The organism is Methanosarcina horonobensis HB-1 = JCM 15518, assembly GCF_000970285.1.
Taxonomy (GTDB): Archaea; Halobacteriota; Methanosarcinia; order Methanosarcinales; family Methanosarcinaceae; genus Methanosarcina; species Methanosarcina horonobensis.
The window spans coordinates 1,587,288-1,611,558 of sequence record NZ_CP009516.1 but is presented as its reverse complement, the minus strand read 5'-3'; the positions used below and the strand labels follow the sequence as shown (position 1 = coordinate 1,611,558).

The following is a 24,271-nucleotide window of genomic DNA, read 5'->3' as shown; positions in this document are numbered from 1 at the left end:
ATACTGAAGTCATACTTGATATTATTGACAGTTTCAGATATCGTAAACTTCAAGTACGGTTTCGATAAGAGGGAATGCGAGTAACTACTTTTTATCCTATATGAGTCTAATTTTTGATATTTTTTTCAGGATACCAATCACTTCTCTTTTAATGCTGGCAAAACGTCTCTTCCGTAAGCTTTGATGAAAGCTATCTGGTCCGAAGCTGCCGAATGGACATAAACATGGGTGAAACCGATATCGATAAATTTCTTTACGAACTCAATTTGTTTGTCAGGGTTTTCGGAGAAGCAGCCACTTTTCCGTATATGTTCGGTACTCACAACTTTTCCGTTTTGAGCAGACATTTCTGGAGTGTAAATCTTATTTAAGTAAAGCGCATGAACTTTAGCTCCAGCCCAGAACTTCTTGCGGTTCTCAACAGCCTCTTCAATGTCTACTCCATATTCAACATTGATTTCTATTGCCTTTGGCATCTTCTCTATATATCTTCCAGCATCCATGGCTCCTTTTTCAAACTGGGAGAGAATCTGTTTACACTTATCCAGGCTTTCTTTCCCTCCTACAGTTAAAAGACCGTCTCCATAATAGCCTGCAACATATGCACTTTCAGGCACAAGAGAGGAAATATAAATCGGTATCTCATTTTTTGGTAGAGTGTATAATTTGGCTTTTTTTGTTCGATAGTAGGACCCATCAAAACTGATTTTTTCCCCTGTCCAGAGTTTACGGATAAGTTCTATTGCCTCTATCATGCGAGCCTGACGCTTATCATACGTCGGCCATTTTAAGGTTATTGAATACTCACTTAAGGCTTCCCCTGTTCCAACTCCGAGATACGTTCTTCCTCCGGCAAGTGAAGATACTGTCGCAGCAGCCTGAGCAATGATAGCGGGATTATAGCGAAGGATAGGACAGGTCAGGCCTGTTCCAAGTTCAATAGTATTTGTCCTTGCAGCTGCAGCTCCGAGCCAGCTCCAGACAAAGCAGGCCTGTCCTTCTTCACTCCAGGGATGAAAATGGTCACTTGCATCAATACTCTCAAAACCTGCCTGTTCAGCAGCTATTACCTGCTGCAGCAACTCGGAAGGAGGAAACTGTTCAGGTGCAATTTTATATCCTATTTTAAGCAATTTTACCCCCCATAGATATTTCTATAATCAAAATTTCCGTAATCGAAAAATATAACTTATATTTAATAATCATTTCAGACTCAAAATATTATTCCAATTTTTTATTATGCCGAAATGGCCGGTCCCTGTGATTTTTAAATCTTGATATACGAAGAAAAAAGAGCATAAGAGAGGTTCAGTACCGAACATATATGAAAAAAGAAGTTGACTTTAAAGGCGCGAAAAATCCCTGAAAAGAAAGAAAAAACCAAATCCTTCTTAAATTGAGATGTTTACAGCCTCACCAATTAAACATGCCGCCACAACAATTGACTACATCACTGAAGCTGTCATAAGTTCTATCTGGACAATTAGTGAGTCCACCCATTACATAACCCGGAGAATTATAGTCCCTGGCTGCCTCAATAAGTTGTTCTTTCGTCACAGGATAATCTAAACATATGAAAGGCTGTACAATATTCTGAACAACATCTATTTCGCCGATGGCGTCGCCGATATTCAGGTATTGTCTGTTAGGAATGTACGAGAGTGCTTGAATGACATCGCTTCGGATGTCAGATTCACTAGCTTTATTTATGAGAGCCTCCTTTGGCGCCGGAAACAACATATCTCTGAAAGCCTGTCTTGCTGCCGGTGCAATCTCAATAAGCATTCTGCTTTTGCTCGGATTTTGAAGTTTTATTCTTGTGTCCAAAGAAGAGCCTATCATAAAAGTCCTGTTGCTCTGAAAACCGAGATACTCAAAAAAAGGCTACTCTGATTTTTGGGTGCTTAGAATTGTAAAAAAGTGGATGTTGGGAAATGGAAAAAAGTAGGGATTAACCAACAGTCATATCTTTTCTCTCTTCTCGTTTGAACTGACTTGCTCTAAATTGAGTTTTCACCCTGTAGCCTAGCTCTGCATTCGTTGAAAACATCGGCAGGACTGCTGTATTCCTTGTCCGGACAGGCCTCAAGAGCTCTTACTATCACATCGCGAACGTGCAGATTTTTAGCTTCCTCAACAAGTTCCTGCTTTCTTGCAGGATACTGCCTGTTATGAAAAACCTGTACAGCCTTCTGAAAACCTTCGAATTCTTGCATGACATTGGAAGAACTATCGTATTCCCTATTTGGAATATTCTCAAGAATCTGCATTACATCGTTACTGACATTTTGCCTTTTAGCTTCCTCGACAAGTTGTCTCTTCTTTATAGGATAATTCAAGTTTCCTAAAGCATTTTGAACTTCAGTAGCACTTGCTTGCATTCAATTTCCTCCCCCATCTTTTAGTTTATTTGTCCTGGAGTTCCTCGCTGACATCAGGTATGAGTTTGGTCCCTGTCCGAAAAAGGTCCTTGACCTTCCACGACCTCATATTTTATAAACTCTCAATATCTCGAACTTCTCTTGATAAGCTTATCTTCTAGATTCAGATATCTATTGCCTTCCCAAATCCAGTTGCCCAACCTCCATTTACTATTTATGTAATATAATATAAAAAAAGAGTTCAAATCAAATGTTTGTTAAAAGATGATTAATCAGGCTAGCATCCTTGCGTTTTTGCTAATGTTGAAAAATAGCACATATATCTTTATAGTTATATAGAATACACTATTATTATATAGATTGCCCACAAAAAGTATATATGATAGAATATACAAGCATGAAATGTGAGCCATATAGTAGCAGGATAATGATTTTGAATATGAAAAATACTGGAGAAAAAGATTCTAAAAATAGTTTTACATGGTAATTTTCGGCAATAGCATAGTTTCAGCCTTTGATGAAGTGAAAATTCTCTTTAATTTTGTAAGCCCATGGAAAGAATTTCAACTGCTATAACCATAAAACGGAGTAATAAAATGGAATACGAACTCGAAGAGGTTGAGAGAGATTATATAGAATTCAGAAAAGAGATAGGAGAGGAGTAACACAGATAGAGTAAAAAATGCATATTTTAAAATCAAATCCATGTCATGTCAGTGAGTTGTTGATCAAGTAAAAAAACAGTCAAATTAGCTATGTTACGGAAGCTCGAAAAGTAAATCCCATGTTTAGTATTCTCAATAGCTGATCCTGCCGCTACTATATTTACGTGAGGTCATCTAGTGTAAAATCTCAGCGATTTTAAGATATCCGGCCATTATTTTACCTCCCCTTTATTTTACTTCATTCTTTTTCACAGATTGTCTTATGACGGTTTCACTTTTAGCTGTGTTTGACTTCAGCGATGTCCTTCGTTATATGGTTGATATTTTCATGATTGAGTTTCCAGTGCAATGAAATTTTGCTGAAAATCTGCTGAAAATTTGCTCTTCTTTTTGATTTTATCGATTAATTTATTCCATGAAATCAATACCGAATTTTCAGACATTTAAACACACAGGGACTTTGATAATGAGATATCCAGAAAACTCTTATGATTTAGGAAAAATGGGATTTCGTAGATAACCCAAATATCTATACATAATCATCATATTTCAATATAGACAAGAATAAAATTAGGAGATCTAAAGAGAAAAGCCTTTACAGCCTCCTAAAGTTGTAGTAAAGTTGCAATTTTGAAGTTTTGAAGCTTTATTGTGAACTACCCCTCCCTGCTTTCTGATGAAAGCGAGGAAGTGGCTTCTTGCTTCATCCCTCGAACTACCGTTCGCAAGTCCACAAGCTCATCCCCTACGTTCCGTAGGTGTCAGATAACTATAAGATTTTGATCTTGAAGAGAGAACTTTTTGATATTGATTGCAGCATTTACGTCTCTGTCATGCTTTGTTTTGCAATCAGGACACGTCCACTCTCTAACATCAAGAGTTAGATTAGAATTGTGATGCCCACAAACATTGCATAATTTAGAAGATGGCTCAAATCTTCCTATTCGTAAAATGGTTTTTCCCAACCATTCAGCTTTATACTCTAATTTTGTTACAAAACCACTGAACGAAGCATCTGAAATAGATTGAGCCAGACAATGATTTTTTACCATACCTTTAACATTCAGAGTTTCCAGCGCAATAGCTTGGTTCTCGCTAATCAGTCTAAAAGAGAGTTGATGCTGGAAATTATTTCTCTGATTGCTAATAGTTTCATGGATTTTTGAAAGATGCTGTCTAGCCTTATTCCTATTCTTAGAGCCTTTAACTTTTCTCGATACTCTTTTTTGGAGAACTTTCATTCTTTTTAGAGAATTTTTAAGGTATTTTGGATTTTCAACCTTTTCTCCATTTGATAGAACTGCAAAATCTTTGATGCCTGCATCAATACCTATTGTAGTTGATTCTGAAAAGTTCTGCTTTTCAGAATATCTTTTTCATTATCTACAAGGATACTGATATAATATTTTCCTGTACTTGATCTTGAAATTGTTGCGGTTTTAAGTTTGCCTTCAAACCTTCTATGAAGTATGGTTTTAACTTCACCTATTTTAGGAAGCTTAATTATCTGCTTCTCAAAATCTACCGCATAATGTTGAGCCATTTGATATGATTGAACCGGATTTTTCTTAGACTTGAACTTAGGAAATCCGGATTTCTCTCTAAAGAATTTAGTAAATGCTGATTCTACATTTACTAAAGAGGCAAGTAGAGCCTGTGAATTAGCTTCTTTTAACCATTCGTTAGAAGGTTTTACTTCATGGACTAAAATGTGCTGTAAATCAAACCTCGATATTGATTTCCCAGTTTGTTCATAAGTTTTTATCTTTTGTTCTAAAGCCCAGTTATAGACAAATCTACATGCACCAAAATGAACTTGTATCATTTCCTTTTGTTTTTTGCTAGGGTAGATTCGATATTTGTAGGCTTTTAACATACTATACATTATGCGTTTTAAAAAGATATATAGGTTCTGTTAAACTTAATATAGTGAAGTTGACGGCTTTCATCCCCCACCTGTCGCTTCGCTCCGAGGAAGGGGAGACTTCCCGCCTTAAAGTTAAATCATCTGCGTTTATATCATCAAATGAACAATATAATTATTTTTTATATGCAAAATAATTTCAGGGTATAGTAAACCATAAATGTTGGGACATTTCATGGCATCTTTTGAATACATCAGGACTATAAAGCCAGGAAACACTTTCGGGGACTGGCTTATAGAGGTGCTCGGGGATAGGTTACGGAACAAAGATTGCGAAGTTCGCGTTTTCAAACTCAGCCATGCATCGCACAGGGTCTGCAGGTATGAGTTTAAAGGGGAAGGATTTAGCGTTATAGCTAAATTTTTCGGGATACCCACCGGAATGATCAAAAAATACGATAGCTACGACTTGATGAAAAAAGAATATAAATATCTTAAAAAAGCCAGGAGAATAATTGATGTCCCTGAGCCGATTGCAATAAATAAAGGTTTTCACTGTGTCCTTGTCAGCGAATACGTGCCCGGAAAGCCCCTATTCTGGTACTTTGACCACAGGAAGGAACCGAAGAAAAAATTAGAATATTTGGCAGATATGCTCAGAAAACTTCATGAAAATACGCAGGCACACTATGACAAAGAAAATGAGTTTTCAAAATTTCATTATGTTTTGAAGCATCTCAAGATCAATCTTCACGAAAAAGAAAAGTATGAACATCTCCTTGGAAAATGGTGGTACAGCTCCTTTCTGGACAGAGAAAAGGGCTGCATGGTCCACAATGACTCTACACCTGTAAACTATATATTTCACAAGGGAAGACCGTTTCTTCTTGATTTCGAACTGGCATCCAGGCATGGACATTTTGCATGTGACCTTGGGATACTTTGCGCCGAGTTAAAGCACTACTTTGCGCGGAAAGGGTCTGATCAAAGGGCAGAGCCTTATATTCATCACTTTCTAAGACATTACAGCAAAGACGAGGAAGAATTTCGAAAAATAACTGAAATTATTCCGTTTTATATGGCTTATGGTCTGCTGAGAATTGCCATCTTAAAATGTAACTCAAAATACAGAAATTATCTCCTGAAAGAAGCAAAGAGCTGTCTGAAAGCAATTGAGAAAATGTGACATTCTTCCCGGCTAAACTTGTGAATTGCCTACTGTGTTTTCCAGACCTTCCATTCAAACTATAATTGAAAAGTATTATTTCAATGAGCACAAATCTCAATAGATACCACTGGCATATTATCATCTGGAAAAAACGTGATCATTATATGAGATACTATGCAAAAGACAGTACTCTTGTCATTGAAGGTAATTTCGAAGCCGTGAGCACGGGTTTAAATGGGGGACGTGCACGGGTAAAGTACATTTTCAACAGGCAGGTGCCAAGAACTTTCAACCCACCTGATCCAAGAGAGTTCATAAAAGAAGAAGCTCTGAAAATGGGCCTTGAGGTAGCCAATACCTTCGGCCTCCTGACAGCAGTAAATATGGAATATCTCCAGGTCATCGAAGACGACTATCTTACAGCTTTTATAACTGCTGGCGTAAGCAATGGCTCGAAATTCAGGGCAAAGGTAGGAACCATAAATATAATTCTGGTCTCAAAAGCAAGACTATCAGAGACAGCTCTCCTCGGCGCAATAATTACAGCCACCGAAGCTAAAGGGCTTGCGCTTCTTGAGAAAGGATATACTTTTCTGGGCACCAATACGGATGCAGTTGTTGTTGCCTATGAGATAGACTCAGAACCTGACTCTGAAAGTGAAAAAAATCAGGGAATTCCATATGCAGGTTCGAGTACGGAGTTTGGAAAAAAGATCACTGAAGCAGTTATAAAAGGAATTAAGGCAGGGCTTGAGCTGAGAGGAGAATAAGGTGGAGTAATTAACTGCAGTACAAAAAATACTTTTATGAGACGAAAACGAAAAACACGTGAGATAGCAGACTATCTCACTTTACTATTTACTTTCTTCATCTTTCTTTTTCTTTTGGATTGTTTTTACATTTTGATGTTCATCATGTTTTTTTCCAAAATTCCGGTTTTATTGAGGATCTGAACCCTCAAATATATTGTGATTTTGAAAATAAGCCTTTCAGTAAGGCTAATCTTTAACCTGATCTATCTCTTTTTCGTTGAGAAGAGAAAGATTCAGAAGTCTTTCAAATGCTTGCTTATTCTTTAACCTGACTATTCTAGCCTGAGACCTGTCCTTGCTAACACTCCCATTCTCCTGCATGTAAACATATTCTCCTTCTTCAATACCTACTATTACTGAGGAATCAGGAATGTATTTTACTCCGAAATAGGTTTTAAGTTCGGGATTCTGGTCTATGTCCGCAGACATGATAGTTGCTTTTCCTCCATATTCCGCTGCCAGCTCACTCATGATCGGTTTCAGAGACTGGCAAGAAGAGCACCACTCAGCTCCGAGTCTCAAAAAAACCGGACCTTCCTGAAGAGACGTGTTTATCTGCCCAATTTCGGTTACTTCAATAACAGCGGCTTCTTCCTGGGAATTCGTATTCCCGTTATGTGCATTGTCGATAGTTTCCTGAATCGAACTATAATTTTCCCCCCCATTAATATTAGCGGTAATAACTGCATCATCTGCTTGGGCTACTGTCGCCATTAGTACATAAGATAAAAATATGCAAATATTCAGAATCAATTTTCCTTTCATGAGCAAGTGATCCCCCTTAATTAGCCAAAGTCCGAAAAAAGAAATATTAGGTTTATAATGAATAGTAAAATAATAATTTGAGATAATAAAATGATTTTGAAACATATATTCTGAAAAATAAACCTTGATTTTCGGAAATTTAGCTTTCAAACTCTCATACTTACAATAACAGGGATTATTATCTTCTTATTAAGAGCATCTAGCTCGGTATAACGTTAATTAATGCTATAAATCTTCTAAATACCTTTGATTAAAATAAAAAAATGGTTTCAATCAAAAGAAACTACCAAATTCTAGAAAAATGTAAGAAGTTTAAGACACATGGCTCAATTTATAGACAGGCCAGAGTTTAAAAGTCTGAAGCTATAGAATTTCATAAAGAGAAGTTTCTGAAAGGATATTATTAATGATCATAGAATAAGAAACTAAGGAATTCTTGAAAACAAATCAGAAATCATTGAGAAAAAGCAATTCAAAAAATCAGTTTTAAAATTAGAAGTATTAAAGTATTATAAGGTGAGCTTGGCAGCGATCCAGAGTTCCCGAAGGCTCGCACACTTCAGTACAGTAAGGAACGCGGGCAGGCTTATCTGCTGTGTTCGGGATGGGTACAGGAGTTGCCCTGCCGCTATGGCCGCCAAACTCAACCTATAAAATGGATATTTTGTGGAATAAGAAGTCATGTATGGTGCTGCATACCGGATTTCGCCTGGACCTGAATTAGGTGAAAGGAACGAATAGTTAGTGAACGCGGACTGAACACCTCGTTGCCTTGGTGCTTACATCCCGTTTCTATCAAACCGGTCTTTTACCGGAATCCTTAAAGAGGTCTCTTTTTAGGTCAGATTTCGAGCTTAGATGCATTCAGCTCTTATTCCTTAGCGCGTAGCTGCCCGGCGATGCCCTGTCGGACAACCGGTACACCAGTGGCGCCGCTGCTTGGTTCCTCTCGTACTAAAAGCAGCTTACCCGCAGACCTCTGGCACCTCTAGTAGATAGTAACCGACCTGTCTCACGACGGTCTAAACCCAGCTCACGATCTCCTTTAATAGGCGAACAACCTCACCCTTGGCCGCTGCTGCACGGCCAGGATGGAAAGAACCGACATCGAGGTAGCAAGCTGCCGGGTCGATATGTACTCTTGCCGGCAACGACTCAATTATCCCCGGGGTAACTTTTCTGTCATTTTTGGCCCCCACCAAGGAGGCTCAAAAGTTCGCTAGAACCGACTTTCGTCTCGTCATCCACTGCTGTGCTGAATAACGTCAGGCTGACTTATGCTCTTGCACTCTTCAGCGAGTTTCCGACCCGCTTGAGTCAACCATTGCGCGCCCTTGATATCTTTTCAAGGGCGTCCCGCCCCAGGCAAACTGCCCACCTATCGGGGTCCTCTTCGCAGAGTTAGGGTCGTAGTCCCGGAAGGGTAGTGTCCCAATTGCGGCTCCACGGATGCTGGCGCACCCGCTTCGACGCCTCCTACCTACACTGTACATCCAGAACCACAACCCAACGACAGGCTGCAGTAAAGCTCCACGGGGTCTTCACTTCCCCCTAGAGGTCTCTAGACTGTGCACTAGAATGTAAGCTTCACCGGACTCCAGTTAGGGACAGTAGGGCTCTCATTGATCCATTCATGCAAGTCGCCAATTAAGCGACAAGGTACTACGCTACCTTAAGAGGGTCATAGTTACCCCCGCTGTTTACAGGCCCTTCTTCCCGTTGAACCGGGGTTTCAGGTACCTGCACTGAGCAGGATTCAGAGATTGTACTAGTCCTTACGGATTTGCAATCTCCTATGTTGGTATTAGACAGTTAGAGCCCCCTGGTCACTGCGACCTGCTGTCTTCACAGCAGGCACTCCTTATCCCGAAGTTACGGAGCTAATTTGCCGAATTCCCTTAACTGAATTACTCCGACACGCCTTAGCCTTTTCAGCTAGGGGCACCTGTGTCAGTTCTCGGTACGGACATTTAGCTGCCTTTTCACGGGTCCCTGGGTGCAGCCGACTTTAGCCATTACAGATTCGCCCGCTTCTCGCCATTACGGCTCTCCACGGGGTTCGCTGCTTAGACGGCGCGACGACGCCGCTCGGCCTGCCCTGAGACGTCAGACTCAGTGCTAAATGGTACAGGAATATTAACCTGTTTCCCTTTTGGCGTACTCGAATTACGGTACGTCTTAGGACCGACTAACCCTCGGCTGACGATCATTGCCGAGGAAACCTGGCCCCTTCGGCGGCAGGGATTCTCACCCTGCTTTGCTGCTACTATTACCAGGATTTTCGTTTGTGAACGGTCCACAGGACTTCACAGCCCTGCTTCAGTCCGAACACAACGCCTTCCTACGAGATTACCTTGCGGTACTCCGTGGTATCGGTGGTCGACTTGAGCCCCGTCAATTTTCGGGGCCCCAAACCTCGACTGGTGAGCTGTTACGCACTCTTTGAAGGGTAGCTGCTTCTAAGCTAACCTTCCAGCTGTCTTGGGCTTGGGACGCCCTTTAGCGTTTACACTTAGTCGACACTTGGGGACCTTAACCACGGGCTGGGTTGTCTCCCTTACGGACTACAAGCTTACCCCAGCAGTCCGGACTCCGACTTTCTTTGATGACGGTGGGTTTGGAGTTTGACAAGCGGGCGAGGGGTTTCCCCCCCGGAACCGCCAATCAGTGCTCTACTCCACCGACGATCTCCAGTCAGGTCATGCTGCGACATGTTTCGGAAGGAACCAGCGGATGCCGGGTTAGATTAGCATTTCACTACGAGACGCAGGTCACACGAATGATTTGCAGATCAACACCGCTTGCGGTCCTCCACGTAGCTTTCGCCACGCTTCAACCTGCCCACGCCTAGATCACCCGGCTTCGGGTCGTACCCCGATGACTCCACGCACTTGTATACGTCGTGCCTCACCCGAGGGTTGCGCACATGTTGCTTTCGCTTCGGCTGCCCAATTACAAGGTTAGCCATTGCCATCAAGATACACTCCCTGGCCCGTTCTTCAAAACGTAAGATACGACACTGGCAGTGATACTCGTACAACACTCTCGCGAGTGCTTCCTTCGTATCAAAGATCCTTTCATGCCGTATCGTTCCATCACTATCAGGTTTCAGGCACTTTGCACCTCCCTTCTCGGGGTACTTTTCAGCGTTCGGTCACCCTACTATTTCGCTATCGGTCTCAAGGAGTATTTAGTTTTGGAGGTTGGTGCCCCCCGGATTCCCGCACGATATCCGACGCACGGTACTCAGGGACATGTTCCGGTCTTTTGGTTTACACCTACGTGACTGTCACACTCTATGGTCTGCCGTTCCAGGCAAGTTTGATTTAGCCGCGAGACGTTACGAACAGCCCTACAACACCACATTTCCCTGACGGGATTCGGTTTGAACTGTGCCGGTTTCACTCGCCGTTACTTACGGCATCTCATTTGATTTCTTTTCCCGCTCCTACTGAGATGTTTCAATTCGGAGCGTTCCCGATCATTACTGATCACTATGGAGAGGTCCCATTCGGAGATCCCGGGTTCATTGGCTCCATGCACCTACCCCGGGCTTATCGCAGCTTGGCACGTCCTTCATCAGCTCTTGAGCCGAGCCATCCACCTGATAGCATAATTCCTAATTACCTAACCAGGTCCAGTAAGCGTCCAGTATACAGCACCTATACACGACTTCATCTGCCTGCGGTTCCGCGCAGGCTATCCATCCTTCCCCGAAAATTTACTTTCCGGGTGCACAAAAATGGACTTGCTGGGACTCGAACCCAGGGCCTCTGCCTTGCAAAGGCAGCGATCTTCCAGCTGATCTACAAGCCCGAGAGAGACAAGAGATCCAAATGGATCTCAGGTTTGAGGATTTGTAGGTTTATCGGCATCCGGGTGACAGTGTTTTATGCTTAGGAGGTGATCCAGCCGCAGATTCCCCTACGGCTACCTTGTTACGACTTAACCCCCCTTGCAAAGCACAGGTTCGAACACGGCACAGAGTCCGTGCCCTCACCCATACCTCACTCGGGTGGTTTGACGGGCGGTGTGTGCAAGGAGCAGGGACGTATTCACCGCGCTATATTGAAACGCGATTACTACGGATTCCAGCTTCACGAGGGCGAGTTACAGCCCTCGATCCGAACTACGAATGGGTTTGTGAGATTACCAGCCCTTTTCAGGGTAGGGACCCATTGTCCCATCCATTGTAGCCCGCGTGTAGCCCGGGAAATTCGGGGCATACTGACCTACCGTGGCCCGCACCTTCCTCCGATTTAACATCGGCGGTCCCCACAGAGTACCCATCATCCCGGAGGACATGCTGGTAACAGTGGGCACGGGTCTCGCTCGTTGCCTGACTTAACAGGATGCTTCACAGTACGAACTGGCGACGGCCATGCACCTCCTCTCAGCGATTCAGGCAAGGTCTTCAGCCTGGCCTACATATTGCTGTCGTCCCCGGTGAGTTGTCCGGCGTTGAGTCCAATTAAACCGCAGGCTCCACCCGTTGTTGTGCTCCCCCGCCAATTCCTTTAAGTTTCAGCCTTGCGGCCGTACTTCCCAGGTGGCTCGCTTCACGGCTTCCCTGCGGCACCAGACACGGTCGCGCCATGCCTGACACCTAGCGAGCATCGTTTACGGCTGGGACTACCCGGGTATCTAATCCGGTTCGTGCCCCCAGCTTTCGTCCCTCACCGTCGAACCCGTTCTGGTAAGACGCCTTCGCCACAGGTGGTCCCACAGGGATTACAAGATTTCACTCCTACCCCTGTAGTACCTCTTACCTCTCCCGGTTCCAAGTCTGGCAGTATCCCCCGAAAGCCTAATAGTTGAGCTATCAGATTTCCCGGAGGACTGACCAAACCGGCTACGGACCCTTTAGACCCAATAATCACGATCACCACTCGGGCCGCCGGTGTTACCGCGGCGGCTGGCACCGGTCTTGCCCGGCCCTTGCTAACAGGTGTATTTTACACACCCGGACAGCCAGCATATGATGCTGGCACTCGGTGTCCCCTTATCACGGTTTCCCGCATTGTAAAGTTTTCGCGCCTGCTGCGCCCCGTAGGGCCTGGATTCATGTCTCAGAATCCATCTCCGGGCTCTTGCTCTCACAACCCGTACCCGTTGTCGGCTAGTAGGTACATTACACCCACTACTACCTGATAGGCCGCAGACCCATCCTTGGGCAGACGAATCCGTTTTACGCATAAAGCATTCCAGCATATGTGCGTTATCCGGTATTATCCCCAGTTTCCCGGGGTTATGCCGGACCCAAGGGCAGGTTATCCACGTGTTACTGAGCAGTACGCCATGTATTGCTACATATGACTCGCATGGCTTAGGCGAACACCGATAGCAGTAACCTCTGGCAGGATCAACCAGAATTGTTAATGTATCGCACACTTCAAAATTAAAGGTCTTGGTCGCAGAAACTTGCACTAACAACTATCAATTCAGTTAGTTCATTTCGCGATAAAATGTTTGAAACATCTATCACCCAGAATTAACCGAACCGACAAATCCTCGTCAGTCAGGAAACAACTCCTGACTCCATTAAAAGATAACAGAGATTTTGAATTTCAACCCACACATTTGCTTTGTGTGAGGGATTCATACAAGGCATTTCTTGTATATAAAGCTTTGTATTGTCCTTTTCACAACATTTATTGTGTGGAGAACACATACAGAGATTTATTAGATATAAAGCTTTTTTATGGACCGTACACACGTTTGATTGTGTGAGGAACACATACAAAACGTTTCTTATATATAAAGCTTATCCCACCTCGCAGAATTTCAAAGCAGACTTCACACAAAAGAATTTTGCTTGAATCTACAAAGACTCTGCAGCCCCAATTACTAAAATCGGAAGCAGATGAGGCTCGCACATTCACTGTACGAGGGATACATACAAGACATCTCTTATATATATAGCTTTTTATCCGGCAGCTCAGTTGCATATAGGTTTTATTGTAAAATTACTTTTGCAATAAATTCAAAAGCGCATGCCGCCTGATCTCTCATGACCAGGAAACTTCTAAACGCAGTACTTGAATAAATACTTTTCTATTGTAATTATCAGGTATTCAGTTCAAAAGGATTCAAATGGATTCTGAATATAAAAAAAAGAACAGAAATGACACGAGGACAATGTACAGAGCAGTGTGTAGTATAATGGGTTTCTCCTGAATAATACCTTTTAACTTCTAGACTATCTCTTCTAATATTCATCTTATATGAGTACTACGAGTTTCACACTAACAGTACACAGATCTATACTTTGTTAAGAAAGAAAATCCAATCGCATGAGCCAGAAAAACAGAATACCTGGAGGAATTAGAACTACTTATTTTCAGTCTTAGAACCTTAAACTAGCTCAGTGAGTTTTATATATATCGAATCACAACTAAATTAAGGGGAGTTACAAGTCCCTTTAAGAAATTGGGAAGACTTTGGGAATTAATGCCTATTTAGATCACGGTTAGGTGTTATTATCTAAAAATGGGGAATTAGAGTACATCTTAAACCTTTTTACGATCTTTCTAGGAGCTTTTATTTTAACCCGGCTTTGCCCCTGTAAACCAGGGATTGCTCCTCAAGTGTTTAAATGGAGGTTAGATATTTGATAGACATAGATCCCAGTGGTATTCTGGTTCGTTACAACGTTAAAATGGAAAAGGAAATGACACCGGAAGAGGCCGCAGAAGAGCTTTATCCAAAAGACTCGACAATATACCCGGTTGCAAAAGCCATCTTCGAGGGGGAAGAAGATGACGTTGTAGAAGGTCTGCAGAAAGCTATCGACTCCGGAAAAGACCCGATTTCTCTTATCAATGATTCTTTGATGGTAGGGATGGGTGTTGTTTCCAAGCTTTACGACGATGGAGTAATTTTCCTCCCAAATGTCATGATGTCTGCTGATGCCATGCTGGAAGGTATCGAATTCCTCAAGAAAAAAGCCGGGAAAGCGCCTGAAGTCAAAGGAAAGATCGTCTGCCACGTCGCAGAAGGGGACGTCCATGACATCGGAAAGAACATTGTAGCCGCACTGCTCAGGGCAAACGGATATGACGTAGTGGACCTGGGAAGAGATGTTCCTGTCGATGAAGTTATATCTGCCGTAGAAAAAGAAAGCCCACTCATGCTTACGGGTACAGCTCTAATGACTACAACCATGTATGCCTTTAAGGAGATTAATGACAAACTTCTTGAGAAAGGCTACAGGATTCCTTTTGCATGCGGAGGCGGAGCAGTTAACCAGGACTTCGTTTCTCAGTACGAACTCGGAGTATATGGTGAAGAAGCATCAGATGCCCCGAAAATGGCTGACTTTGTCAAGGCACACGGTGATAACATCGTAAAACTTAGGGAGAAATTCCATAAACACTGAGGAGGTGGAGTAGATGGCAGTAAACAGATTCACTAAAATGGCTTATTCTTCAGCAGATGAGATGGTCTTCGGAAAGGCTACAAAACCGGTCAAAGCAGGACTCGGGCTCGAGATTGGTGCCGGCTACACAACTCCTGAAGTCAACTATGCTCCAAGACCTGAAGCCGGTGCATCCAAAGAAAAACTCGTAAAGGAATACGAGAGGATCACCACCGACATTATGGCAAGGATGGTCCAGATCGGAGCTCCTTCAGTTGTTCTTGAAACCGAACACGTCCAGCAGATGTCCAACAACCCCTCCTGGGGAGCAGAAGTCGCACACGCCCAGAAGACCATCATGGAAGACTACCATGACGAACACGGCATAAAGTGCGCCCTCCGCCACACAATCGGTGATATCCGTGAGAGCAGAGACTACCTCGAGCTCAGAGGCGATAAATACAATACCTTTATGGAGGCCTTTGAACAGTGCGCTCAGAATGGTGCTGATATGCTTTCCGTTGAGAGCATGGGTGGGAAAGAAGTATTTGACTACGCAATTCTCAGGAACGATATGCCAGGTGTACTTTTCGGCATCGGTGTGCTTGGCAGCATGGACATGGAGATGATCTGGTCCGACATTGCAGATATTGCAAAGAAGAACAATGTAGTTGCAGCCGGTGACACAGACTGTGCCCAGGCAAACACTGCAATGTTCATCGCAGGCGGTCTGCTCGACAAGAACCTTGCCCACACCATTGCAATTATTGCAAGAGCAATCTCTGCAGCAAGAACTCTTGTTGCATATGAATCCGGTGCAACTGGTCCTGGAAAAGACTGCGGATACGAAAACACTATTGTCAAATCCGTTGCAGGTGTGCCGATTGCTCAGGAAGGTAAGACCTCAACGTGTGCACACTCTGACCTGATGGGTAACCTGACAATGCAGTGCTGTGACCTCTGGTCCAACGAGTCCGTTGAATACCACGGTGAATTCGGTGGTACCACCGTTCAGTGCTGGTCCGAATCCCTTGCATACGACTGTGCTCTGATGAATGTGGCTCTTAACTCAGGCAATGAAAAGGTTCTGAGAGATCTATTCGCAGCTTCTGACATGTACAGAGATGCCCAGGGCTATGTACTTGCGTATCAGAACGCCTATAGAGTTGGAGAGGCGATCGCAAAGAACGGAAACGACATTTATCTCCGTGCAAAGAACGCAGCATTGGAGAGTATTAAAATCGTTGAAGAAGGGGCAAAAGGTAAACTTGAACTTTCCAGGTTCGAAACCAAGGCTCTTGCAGACGCAAAAGCTGCTTTTGAAGGTCTTACCGATGACAAAGACAAGTTCATGAGCGACTGCCTGGACAAGTATAAGAAGGAAGTCAAAGTCTTCCGGCCAGGGAACTACGGCCTCTAAATGGGGTTGTTCTTCCTTTTTTTCTTTTTTTAAAAAACGAGTTAAATAAATTTATAGATAACTCCTGGATTTTCTGTTTCGAACCGGAATTCATGTTTCAGTTAATTATCCTGCAGCCTGAAACTTTTAAAAAGGCCATGCCACTGACTATTTTTTGGACTAAAAAATTTTTTCCTACTTTGCACTTAACTGGACTGTGACCAGCCTGCAATAGTTGAGAATAGCAGAAGATATGTATGCTATTGTTAAGAAAGCCTAGAGACAAAATAATGAGACAATATAATATAAATCAAATTCAGAAAGCTAAAGGATAATTTAGAACATATAAAATCAGGAGTAAACAAAGACGTCAAACCAAAAATGTTAAACCAAAAACAAACTAAAAATTAAATTAAGAATTAAATTAAAAATTGAATTAAAATTAAATTAAAAAACTAGTAAAGTTGTTTTTAATTCGTTTATTCAAACGCAATATTCGCGTTCAAGTGTAGTACTCATCCCTTGCTTCGACCATAGCTTTAATGTGAGTTAACGGAGTCATAGGCGCGATTCCACAGCCAGGAGCAAGTACATCCACTCCCTCTGCGATAGCTTTTTTGGATTCTTCTTTGATCTTATCAATCGGACCTGGAAGCAGTGTGAATGGACTCGAAATGTTCCCTACAAGCCTCGCCCTGTCCCCAAGCACTTCCTTAGCCTTTTTTATGCTGCCAACTTTTTCTTCCACGCTCAGGCCTTCGAAACCGCAGTCTGCCATGTAGTCAAGGATCGGGTTTACATTACCGCAGACATGCAGAACTGTAACTGAGTTCACGTTTGAGGAGAACTTCTGCAGCCTGGATTGAAGTACATTTTTGAATGAATCAGGACTCATAAGGTCAGGAGATGCTACGGGGTCTGCAATAGAAACAATATCTGCCCCAGCAAGAACCATCGAGTTTGCGTACGCTATCGTGGCTTCGGTTGCAAAGTCCAGCACCTGTTCAAGAAGCTCGGGTTTTTTCAGCGACCATTTCATAAAAGACTTTACACTCGAAAGGTCCGAGGCAAGAGTAACAGGACCCTCCATTCCTCCTATAATAGGTACATCCGGCCCTACTCTTTCTCTTATGATTTTAATTGCATCAAGGACAGCCTGGATCCTGCCCATGTCAAGCAGATTTTCAGGCATTTCCATACCCTCCAGATCCTTGGTGTAAGGATGAGCAATAACAGACGGTTGCCTGTTAATCGTGCCCATATTGATTTCACAGCCCATGGCTTCAGCAAGCACGGTCAAGCAAAAAGGAATTCTTACAGCTTCAAGCCCGCTAAGCTCATAGTTTGCTATTGCCAGCTTTGCCATCTGTTCGGGATCAGAATGAGCCTCCGGCCAGGGAGCTCCCACTTCCTCCATCAGTTCCACGATCCCGGTCTGGGTTACGGAACAAACAGGTACTTTGTCAACTTGCTTTCCTTCCAATGCGTTTAAAAGTCTCTCCTTAAGTGTCATATCGCTCATGGTTAGTCTCCCCCTCGAAATAATTCAGAGATTTACTCCTGGCTTTATATAGCCAGGGTCAAAAAACATATTGAAGAAATCTTCCAGATCAGTTAGATCGGTTTATTTCAGCCGCTGGTTTACTTTAATGAATCTACTTTTGACCTATCAGAGTTTTTAATGTCTAAGACAAAATTTTTAGCAGGACTACCTCGATAACCCCTTGAGGCACGTGAAAGCTTTTAGAGCTTTTTAAGCGGGCAATTGCGCCTGCAGGTCACCGAAATCCCCGTTTTCGGACTGACTACTATTATCTTGATTTTATGCTATATCATTGTTTGGGAGCATGCAAATCAAAAAATATGACCTTTAAGAAAAAAACCTTCTTATCTACACATAAAAGCCATGCAAAAACGGCAAATCCAGATATAAATATAATCACGGAAAAAAAAGACGAGAAGAATAAACCAGACAAACAAATTATATGAAACTCACTACCAGAAAAAACTCTAAAGTACAGAATAAAACTCCGGGTAAGTTATGTAAAAAAACATCAGAGTCAAGAGCAGTACAGTTATACATAGAGCCATTTAATAAGCAGTTAGTTCATATTTTTAGAATAATCTCAATAAGGATATGTGAAATATGACAAGAATTACTAAAGAAGCATGGTTTGGCAAGAGAATTCTTGGATGGGGTTATCGTCCCATCAGCTTAGAGGGTTGGTTGGTAACTATAGTATTTTTAGCTGCGATTTTTGCTAGCATATCTTATCTCGAAAAAACAGCAATTGGTTATGTCATTCTTGCCGTAGTCCTGATAGTCTATCATATTATTATTTACCTAACTAGCGATTCACCGGGCTCTGAAGTATGGGATAAGTTAAGGAATAAAATAACGGGAAGCAGGTAAGGTGATTTGAGTAATTCAAAAGTACTGTAACCATTGTAATTTTCTAATGCCTTATGACTTTTCGGATAAGTACTTAACGGCTTATGTCAATTCCCCCACGAAATGGAGACTTCAAAAAAGAAAAAAAGAACTGCATTACTTAGCTTTTTTTAACAACAATCTGATTCTACAAAATAAAGTCTCTTCATATCAGAGCAATACAGGTCTATGAGTCTATCTCTCGGCTATTAGAGAAAAAAATTCTATGGGATTTGGGTGTTATAAATATATTGGAAGTGAATACTAAATAAAGAAACCAGATAAAATCAGACCTAAGAGGATTGAAATGAGAATCTGAAATATCACAAACACTTCTGGCTAAAGTAAAATAAGGGTTTTATAGAGTTGAAAGTAAAAGGAATCTGAGACTTATGTCCTTACCATTGCAGGAAAGAACACGTGGGTATGAGTTTTCTGGTGCTGAATATAAACTTCTTTTTGAAAAAGAGAATATGGGATATGTCCGATTCAGGAACCAGAAGCTAGGAATTTTCTATTTAGACCCTTCCCCATTTTTGAGGAATCCTTTAAATATAATTTATGTAGTTAAGATAGGAGAAATCCCCCCAAAAAGGACCCTCATAAGAGTAACTGTTGCCGAGACTTCCATAGAGTATGAAGTTATAGGTGGAGTGCTACAGACTTTTGAGATCAGATATATCACAGGCTGGGAAACGGTAGATCCAAACAGACTAAGGACTAAGGGACTGATAGATAGGGAGGAATACTTGCATTTGATAACCTACCCTATCAAAGATAGGTATAACATCCATGAGATAGCAGACTGTATAGGAGTGCATACAGTTTCCTCTCCCCAGGTAGCCGAGATCTTAAAAGGGGGAGTCAATACCATAGTTTTCACAAACTCTCAAAAAAACAAGAAGCTTGCAGAGTTTAACCGGATAATGTCTCTAATTCCTAACGAATTCAGGCAGATAGACTCTCCCAACTTTTATAAAACTACTACAAAGAATGAACGTATTAACCTGCCCGAGAGCCAGGAGGTCAGTGTTGCTTACTATAATGCAAATAATGTCCCTGTACATATTCCCATAGCCTTTGATGCAGAGTTTAAGCCGTACAGTGAGATCAAAGAGAATGTGGAGCACAATGAGGCATTAATCAGAAATTACCTGCTGGATACTCTTCTTTTCAATCCTGTGCTTCTTCCAAGGCATTACAAAAGAGTGGAGGTTATGATTTATGATATGCTGGACCGAATCACTGACCAGAAAGAGGTTCCCTTTTTTCAGGACATCGGAGGAGCTATTCCCCAGCTTGTAGCGGCTTTTGCGAGAATTACCTTCAAGTCTATTGTTACCCCTGCTGAACTTGCTCAAAGTTTCCAGGCATGGTACTCTATGGTTTCAGAGATAATGGTAGGACAGAACATAGAGCCTCTGAATGTAGACCAAATCTATAGACTGAATTCACATGCAGAAACACTATTAAAAGAACTGACTCTCAGGAATGATGCAGGTGTTCCGCTAACTCTTGAGACTGTAAGACAAAATACCCGAGTTCCCGGTCTCTTCTTTGAAAAAGCATTGGAACAGTTGAGAGTAGGTGGGTATATCTACATCCCAAATGAGGAGACCATACGACTAATCTCATATTAAAGGTATGTCCCTCCCTAACTTTTTAATCCATATAACATTGATCTGTAACTCACTTGCTAAAATCAGACCTTAGAGGGATTGAAACAGGTGGATGCAAAATCAACTATTCTGATATATATAAGGAGTCTGTCCCAAAACCAGTTTTATTGACACATCAATAAAAGTTTCATAACTCTTTTACAAACTAAAGAAGGCTGGACCTGGGCGCGTAAACCTCCAAAAGAAGCAGGTGGCCAAACTCCTGCCGGCTTTCTATCTGATTATCTTGAAAAGTCAATGTCTCCTCGTTCCGGAGCTCTATATTGGGCCTTCAATATTCAGTTCTGGTCTGCAAGCAGAGACATAAAACAGAGTCCTGAAAAGCATGAAACAAAAGGGTTCTGGGCTCGTGTGAGTGTAGTAGGAAAAGAAGGTAAAAGGATTTTCCAGAAAGGCAATGATAAAGCAAAAGCCTTTTTCTCAGGTGCTTTCCTGCGGACTCGCGAGAAATCGGACTCTAAGCCGAAAGATAAGCCGAAGGAAAAAGAAAAGGCCTCTATTGGCTTTAGACGAGCTTCTGAGTTATTCATGCAGGGGTAAGTTGAAGCAAAATTAAAAGCAGTAAAACAGCTATCAAAAGGCTTATTTTCAAACTGCTATGTATTTTTCGAGATAATTTTGCTCTAAAGTTTGGAATTATCGAAGGAAACAAGCATATTCCTATATGGCATGTAATGATCGAGAAAACAAACACATAGGCAATTGTAGAAAAATAAGACCAAAAAGGCAATTTCCATTTATAATAATCAGACAATAAAACAGAAGTAACATTTTTTGTATTACGGTTTTTAGTAAAGTTATGTCAGTTTTGCATACTAGAAGTGTTCTGTAATTTTTCTGGAATCAGAAACTTTTAGATATTTATAAGTTTTACCATGTAACCTATAGAAACTTAAAAGCAAATTTATAGAAGAATAAGTACATTACCTAATATTTAGAGAAACGATTGAAGCAGTGTTAATCAATACTTTTTTAATTATTGTTATGATTATGGAAATTACCTAAAGCGCAAAGGAGAGCTTGTTTTATGTCAAAAAGTAAAAGGAAAAAAGGGAAAGTGACATCAAAAAACAGTTACGACCTTACCAAAGTTGAAAATTCAAGAGATGGTGGGGCAGTTGCGCTGACTGGATTCGATTATCAATGTCTTTATTCCTGTTACACATTGCTTAAGTTTCTAAGGGATGAAACTGCATTGATTCGTCTTGAGGGCTTAGAAGATATTGATACTTATGTTCTTGAAAAAACTAAACATATTGAACATATTCAGGTGAAATATTCTGAAAACCGACAGGATGCAAGTTATTTAAAAAGCATTCTGAAAAATTTTCTTGAAGTATATTTACATGACATTTCAAATAATTCTCGCGCTTTTGTTTTGATATATGATTTTAACATTGCTGATGGTAATTTCAAAAAACTTGTTAACCGTAGAGATGATGAGAAATTGGATAACAATGCCATAGAGTATTGGACAAATATCATCAAACAGATTCAAGAAAGTACACCTTATTGGAACTGGGAAAGATACCGCTTTGGAGATTTTATAAGGTGCCTCAAATTTGAACGAGTGAATCGAGGCTCGATTAAAGCGTCAATTGAGCCAATGCTGATTGAACGATATGACATTTCAACCGGCAATGAAATATTGTATGCACGTTCATTATTCTACCTGTGCTTCTCTAAAATGAAGAATAGAGAAAGCATCGACAAAAGTGAGTTGGACAAATACATCCTTGAAGTTAGGGAAGATATTAACCGAGGTGCGGTGAATCCTGCCGTGCATTGGATAAAGCCAATCGATTTTAGGAAGATATCTGCTTCAAACGATGGGATGTACTACGAAGGGAAAAAGGCCGATCCAGCTGACATTGTAGCAGGGCTCCCTGTACCTAGACCAGATTTAGAAAATAAGATAAAAAGCACAATAAATGACAGCACCATAATCATTATAAAGTCATCTAGCGGACAAGGAAAAACAACCCTTGCTTGGCGTGTTGCATATGAACTAAGCAATAACTATTCAGTCTATCTTCTTTCTTGGTGCATGGACTCCAAAGAACTTGATTCCATTGTTGAGTATATACGTTCGCGAATTAAGGTTGGTGAGCTCCCCTTAATAGTACTAGATAATTTAGATGCGCAGTTAAAAGAATGGAACCGTTTAGCCCAAATATTGCAAATGCACGTTGGCAGCAATTACAGGTTATTGATTACAACACGGGAAAGTGATTGGTATTTATATTCTGGGGATCAGAGTAATCGTGAACTACCCCTCCCTAAACTCTTCGCGAAGCTCAGAGTTTTGAGGGAGGAGCTTCCTGAGTCACCCCTCCGCCTAATGGCGACAAGTCATACAGGCTCTTCCCCGCGTTCCGCAGGTGATGGAATTTGAATTGGAATCTATGAGCGTGATATACTTGAGATGCTTTACAGCTTCCACCTTTCAGTGGCGTTATCTCCCGATCCCTTCAGGAGTTGCCATATCCTGTTTCCAACCGCCTTGCTTGGTTCTCGCTTCAGCTTGTGGTGACAATACAGCACTATATAATGGCCTTAATAATACAAGTAAGTTAGCAGAATCAATAACAAGAGAACGTGAGGAAGTTGACGGCTTTCATCCCCCACCTGTCGCTTCGCTCCGAGGAAGGGGACTTCCCGCCTTAAAGTTAAAAAACAATTAATAGCGTGGGGTTTTTCTTTATAATATTAAAATAATATTAAGAGAAGGTCTAAAGATAGACTTATCCTGCAGGAAGTCAGGACAAGGGTCTACAACAAGAATATATAAATAAGACTAACATAGATTATTCGATAATACAAAAGGAAGGAATTGACAATGGCAAAGCCTATTGAACTTGGTCTTGTTCTTGAAGGAGAAGATGCAAAGGAATTCTTCAGGAACGAAAAAAATCCCGTAGTTTCAAAGAAAATGGTAGAAATGTTCAAGCGCGCAAAGAAAATACATGAGAAAAACAGGTTTTAAGCTTGAACTCCATAATTCCAGACTCTGAACTTCACACAATACCTCTTAATAAAACTCATAATCTTTCTTCTTTTAGCTGTTTAAGCAGGGAATTGAATGATTTTCTGAAAAACGATGCTCTTAACGATCAAAATAACTTGATCAGCAGAACCAGTTTATGCTTTTGGAATAGTGAGTTGGTCGGATTTTATACTCTGATAGCAGATACAATTGAAGCTAAAGCCGTAATAGATGGACTTGAACATTACGAGTACCGCAAATACCCTGGGGTTAAAATTGCACGGCTGGCAGTAGATTCCAGATTTGAAAGAAAAGGAATAGGTACATATCTATTGCTGGCAGCCATAGGTAAAACGTTATCTATTTGTGAAAGTATAGGATGCAGATACATTCTTGTTGATTCAAAACAGAACTCAATCGGCTTCTATCAAAAAAACGAATTCAAACTTGTAGAGAAATATAAAAATAGAGAATTTGTTCCAATGTATCTTAACATACAACCTGTAGTCGCTGAAATGAATTTTGAGACTAAAGATTAAAAGGTTTCTTTTTTGTAGCTCCTCCAGAGAAAGACCTCCTTTGCCCACTTTCCTTGCCTGGGGAGATATAGGGCCCTTCCCTTAATTACTCCTCGAGTCCAAAATATTAAAATTTAGGAATGCCTTTAGTTTGCCAGGTTAGAATAAAAGAACTTCAAAAAGCTTAAATTCATTTCTTAATAACCTATGCAAATGAACTTCACAGAACTATTAAACGCAACAACA

Annotated in this window: 15 protein-coding genes, 1 tRNA gene, 3 rRNA genes and 1 pseudogene; 10 read left to right on the top strand and 10 right to left on the bottom strand. The window is 41.5% G+C overall.

The genetic code is table 11. From position 1 onward, the window contains the following. Nucleotides 1–137 precede the first annotated feature (137 nt). The 4 genes and pseudogenes from MSHOH_RS07185 to tnpB form a co-directional block, all read right to left on the bottom strand. On the bottom strand, nucleotides 138–1,133 hold the full coding sequence (locus MSHOH_RS07185) for a TIGR03557 family F420-dependent LLM class oxidoreductase (RefSeq protein WP_048138500.1): 996 nt from the start codon (nucleotides 1,131–1,133) through the stop codon (nucleotides 138–140). Between the two features lie 280 nt (nucleotides 1,134–1,413). Next, the gene (locus MSHOH_RS07180) at nucleotides 1,414–1,842 is read right to left on the bottom strand and encodes a DUF2795 domain-containing protein (protein WP_052730753.1); all 429 of its coding nucleotides are present in this window, start codon (nucleotides 1,840–1,842) and stop codon (nucleotides 1,414–1,416) included. 158 nt (nucleotides 1,843–2,000) lie between these two features. Next, entirely contained in the window at nucleotides 2,001–2,381 is a 381-nt protein-coding gene (locus tag MSHOH_RS07175; protein WP_048138498.1) for a DUF2795 domain-containing protein, read from the bottom strand. Nucleotides 2,382–3,807: 1,426 nt separating this feature from the next. After that, nucleotides 3,808–4,922: pseudogene (tnpB, locus tag MSHOH_RS07170) on the bottom strand (IS200/IS605 family element RNA-guided endonuclease TnpB). 223 nt (nucleotides 4,923–5,145) lie between these two features. Between tnpB and MSHOH_RS07165 the strand changes: the two are divergent. Together MSHOH_RS07165 and cbiZ are read left to right on the top strand one after the other, a co-directional pair. Then, nucleotides 5,146–6,096 (top strand): phosphotransferase, encoded by a 951-nt coding sequence (locus MSHOH_RS07165; protein ID WP_048138496.1) that lies wholly within the window; start codon nucleotides 5,146–5,148, stop codon nucleotides 6,094–6,096. 146 nt (nucleotides 6,097–6,242) lie between these two features. Continuing rightward, nucleotides 6,243–6,848 (top strand): adenosylcobinamide amidohydrolase, encoded by a 606-nt coding sequence (gene cbiZ, locus MSHOH_RS07160; RefSeq protein ID WP_048138494.1) that lies wholly within the window; start codon nucleotides 6,243–6,245, stop codon nucleotides 6,846–6,848. A 228-nt stretch (nucleotides 6,849–7,076) separates the two neighbouring features. Here the strand turns inward: cbiZ and MSHOH_RS07155 are convergent, their stop codons facing one another. From MSHOH_RS07155 to MSHOH_RS07135, 5 genes are all read right to left on the bottom strand, one after another. Continuing rightward, nucleotides 7,077–7,655 (bottom strand): thioredoxin family protein, encoded by a 579-nt coding sequence (locus tag MSHOH_RS07155; protein WP_052730752.1) that lies wholly within the window; start codon nucleotides 7,653–7,655, stop codon nucleotides 7,077–7,079. Between the two features lie 520 nt (nucleotides 7,656–8,175). Continuing rightward, a 5S ribosomal RNA gene (gene rrf, locus MSHOH_RS07150) occupies nucleotides 8,176–8,297 on the bottom strand. 79 nt (nucleotides 8,298–8,376) lie between these two features. Continuing rightward, nucleotides 8,377–11,280 (bottom strand): 23S ribosomal RNA (locus tag MSHOH_RS07145). Between the two features lie 118 nt (nucleotides 11,281–11,398). Next, nucleotides 11,399–11,471, bottom strand: a tRNA-Ala gene (locus MSHOH_RS07140). An 82-nt stretch (nucleotides 11,472–11,553) separates the two neighbouring features. Beyond that, nucleotides 11,554–13,028, bottom strand: a 16S ribosomal RNA gene (locus tag MSHOH_RS07135). The 16S, 23S and 5S rRNA genes sit together here with 1 tRNA gene alongside, the layout of an rRNA operon. A gap of 1,222 nt (nucleotides 13,029–14,250) precedes the next feature. Between MSHOH_RS07135 and mtaC the strand changes: the two genes are divergently transcribed. Then, nucleotides 14,251–15,033, top strand: coding sequence for a methanol--corrinoid protein MtaC (mtaC, locus tag MSHOH_RS07130; protein WP_204245399.1), 783 nt, complete (start codon nucleotides 14,251–14,253; stop codon nucleotides 15,031–15,033). Between the two features lie 13 nt (nucleotides 15,034–15,046). Further along, nucleotides 15,047–16,432 (top strand): methanol--corrinoid protein co-methyltransferase MtaB, encoded by a 1,386-nt coding sequence (mtaB, locus tag MSHOH_RS07125; RefSeq protein ID WP_048138490.1) that lies wholly within the window; start codon nucleotides 15,047–15,049, stop codon nucleotides 16,430–16,432. Nucleotides 16,433–16,913: 481 nt separating this feature from the next. Here mtaB and mtaA read toward each other — a convergent pair whose 3' ends face one another. Then, nucleotides 16,914–17,933, bottom strand: coding sequence for a methylcobamide:CoM methyltransferase MtaA (mtaA, locus tag MSHOH_RS07120; protein WP_048138487.1), 1,020 nt, complete (start codon nucleotides 17,931–17,933; stop codon nucleotides 16,914–16,916). 624 nt (nucleotides 17,934–18,557) lie between these two features. Between mtaA and MSHOH_RS07115 the strand changes: the two genes are divergently transcribed. From MSHOH_RS07115 to MSHOH_RS07090, 6 genes are all read left to right on the top strand, one after another. Beyond that, on the top strand, nucleotides 18,558–18,824 hold the full coding sequence (locus MSHOH_RS07115; RefSeq protein ID WP_048138485.1) for a hypothetical protein: 267 nt from the start codon (nucleotides 18,558–18,560) through the stop codon (nucleotides 18,822–18,824). A gap of 491 nt (nucleotides 18,825–19,315) precedes the next feature. Then, a complete protein-coding gene (locus MSHOH_RS07110; RefSeq protein WP_162197613.1) occupies nucleotides 19,316–20,482 on the top strand; it encodes a hypothetical protein in 1,167 nt (388 codons plus the stop codon). A gap of 276 nt (nucleotides 20,483–20,758) precedes the next feature. Next, nucleotides 20,759–21,061, top strand: a complete 303-nt coding sequence (locus MSHOH_RS07105) for a hypothetical protein (protein ID WP_048138482.1) — start codon at nucleotides 20,759–20,761, stop codon at nucleotides 21,059–21,061. A gap of 487 nt (nucleotides 21,062–21,548) precedes the next feature. Beyond that, on the top strand, nucleotides 21,549–22,916 hold the full coding sequence (locus tag MSHOH_RS07100; protein ID WP_048138480.1) for a dsDNA nuclease domain-containing protein: 1,368 nt from the start codon (nucleotides 21,549–21,551) through the stop codon (nucleotides 22,914–22,916). A gap of 444 nt (nucleotides 22,917–23,360) precedes the next feature. Then, on the top strand, nucleotides 23,361–23,507 hold the full coding sequence (locus MSHOH_RS24605) for a hypothetical protein (RefSeq protein WP_204245329.1): 147 nt from the start codon (nucleotides 23,361–23,363) through the stop codon (nucleotides 23,505–23,507). A gap of 2 nt (nucleotides 23,508–23,509) precedes the next feature. Beyond that, entirely contained in the window at nucleotides 23,510–24,046 is a 537-nt protein-coding gene (locus MSHOH_RS07090; protein ID WP_048138474.1) for a GNAT family N-acetyltransferase, read from the top strand. Nucleotides 24,047–24,271 lie beyond the last annotated feature (225 nt).

Excerpts from the sequence above, each read along its gene's own strand:
- MSHOH_RS07110 (WP_162197613.1), top strand. The coding sequence starts at position 19,316 with ATGGGATATGTCCGATTCAGGAACCAGAAGCTAGGAATTTTCTATTTA.
- MSHOH_RS07180 (WP_052730753.1), bottom strand. The coding sequence starts at position 1,842 with ATGATAGGCTCTTCTTTGGACACAAGAATAAAACTTCAAAATCCGAGC.
- MSHOH_RS24605 (WP_204245329.1), top strand. The coding sequence starts at position 23,361 with ATGGCAAAGCCTATTGAACTTGGTCTTGTTCTTGAAGGAGAAGATGCA.
- MSHOH_RS07100 (WP_048138480.1), top strand. The coding sequence starts at position 21,549 with ATGTCAAAAAGTAAAAGGAAAAAAGGGAAAGTGACATCAAAAAACAGT.
- mtaA (WP_048138487.1), bottom strand. The coding sequence starts at position 17,933 with ATGAGCGATATGACACTTAAGGAGAGACTTTTAAACGCATTGGAAGGA.
- MSHOH_RS07165 (WP_048138496.1), top strand. The coding sequence starts at position 5,146 with ATGGCATCTTTTGAATACATCAGGACTATAAAGCCAGGAAACACTTTC.
- MSHOH_RS07105 (WP_048138482.1), top strand. The coding sequence starts at position 20,759 with ATGTCTCCTCGTTCCGGAGCTCTATATTGGGCCTTCAATATTCAGTTC.
- MSHOH_RS07155 (WP_052730752.1), bottom strand. The coding sequence starts at position 7,655 with ATGAAAGGAAAATTGATTCTGAATATTTGCATATTTTTATCTTATGTA.
- mtaC (WP_204245399.1), top strand. The coding sequence starts at position 14,251 with ATGGAGGTTAGATATTTGATAGACATAGATCCCAGTGGTATTCTGGTT.
- cbiZ (WP_048138494.1), top strand. The coding sequence starts at position 6,243 with ATGAGATACTATGCAAAAGACAGTACTCTTGTCATTGAAGGTAATTTC.
- MSHOH_RS07115 (WP_048138485.1), top strand. The coding sequence starts at position 18,558 with ATGACAAGAATTACTAAAGAAGCATGGTTTGGCAAGAGAATTCTTGGA.
- MSHOH_RS07175 (WP_048138498.1), bottom strand. The coding sequence starts at position 2,381 with ATGCAAGCAAGTGCTACTGAAGTTCAAAATGCTTTAGGAAACTTGAAT.
- mtaB (WP_048138490.1), top strand. The coding sequence starts at position 15,047 with ATGGCAGTAAACAGATTCACTAAAATGGCTTATTCTTCAGCAGATGAG.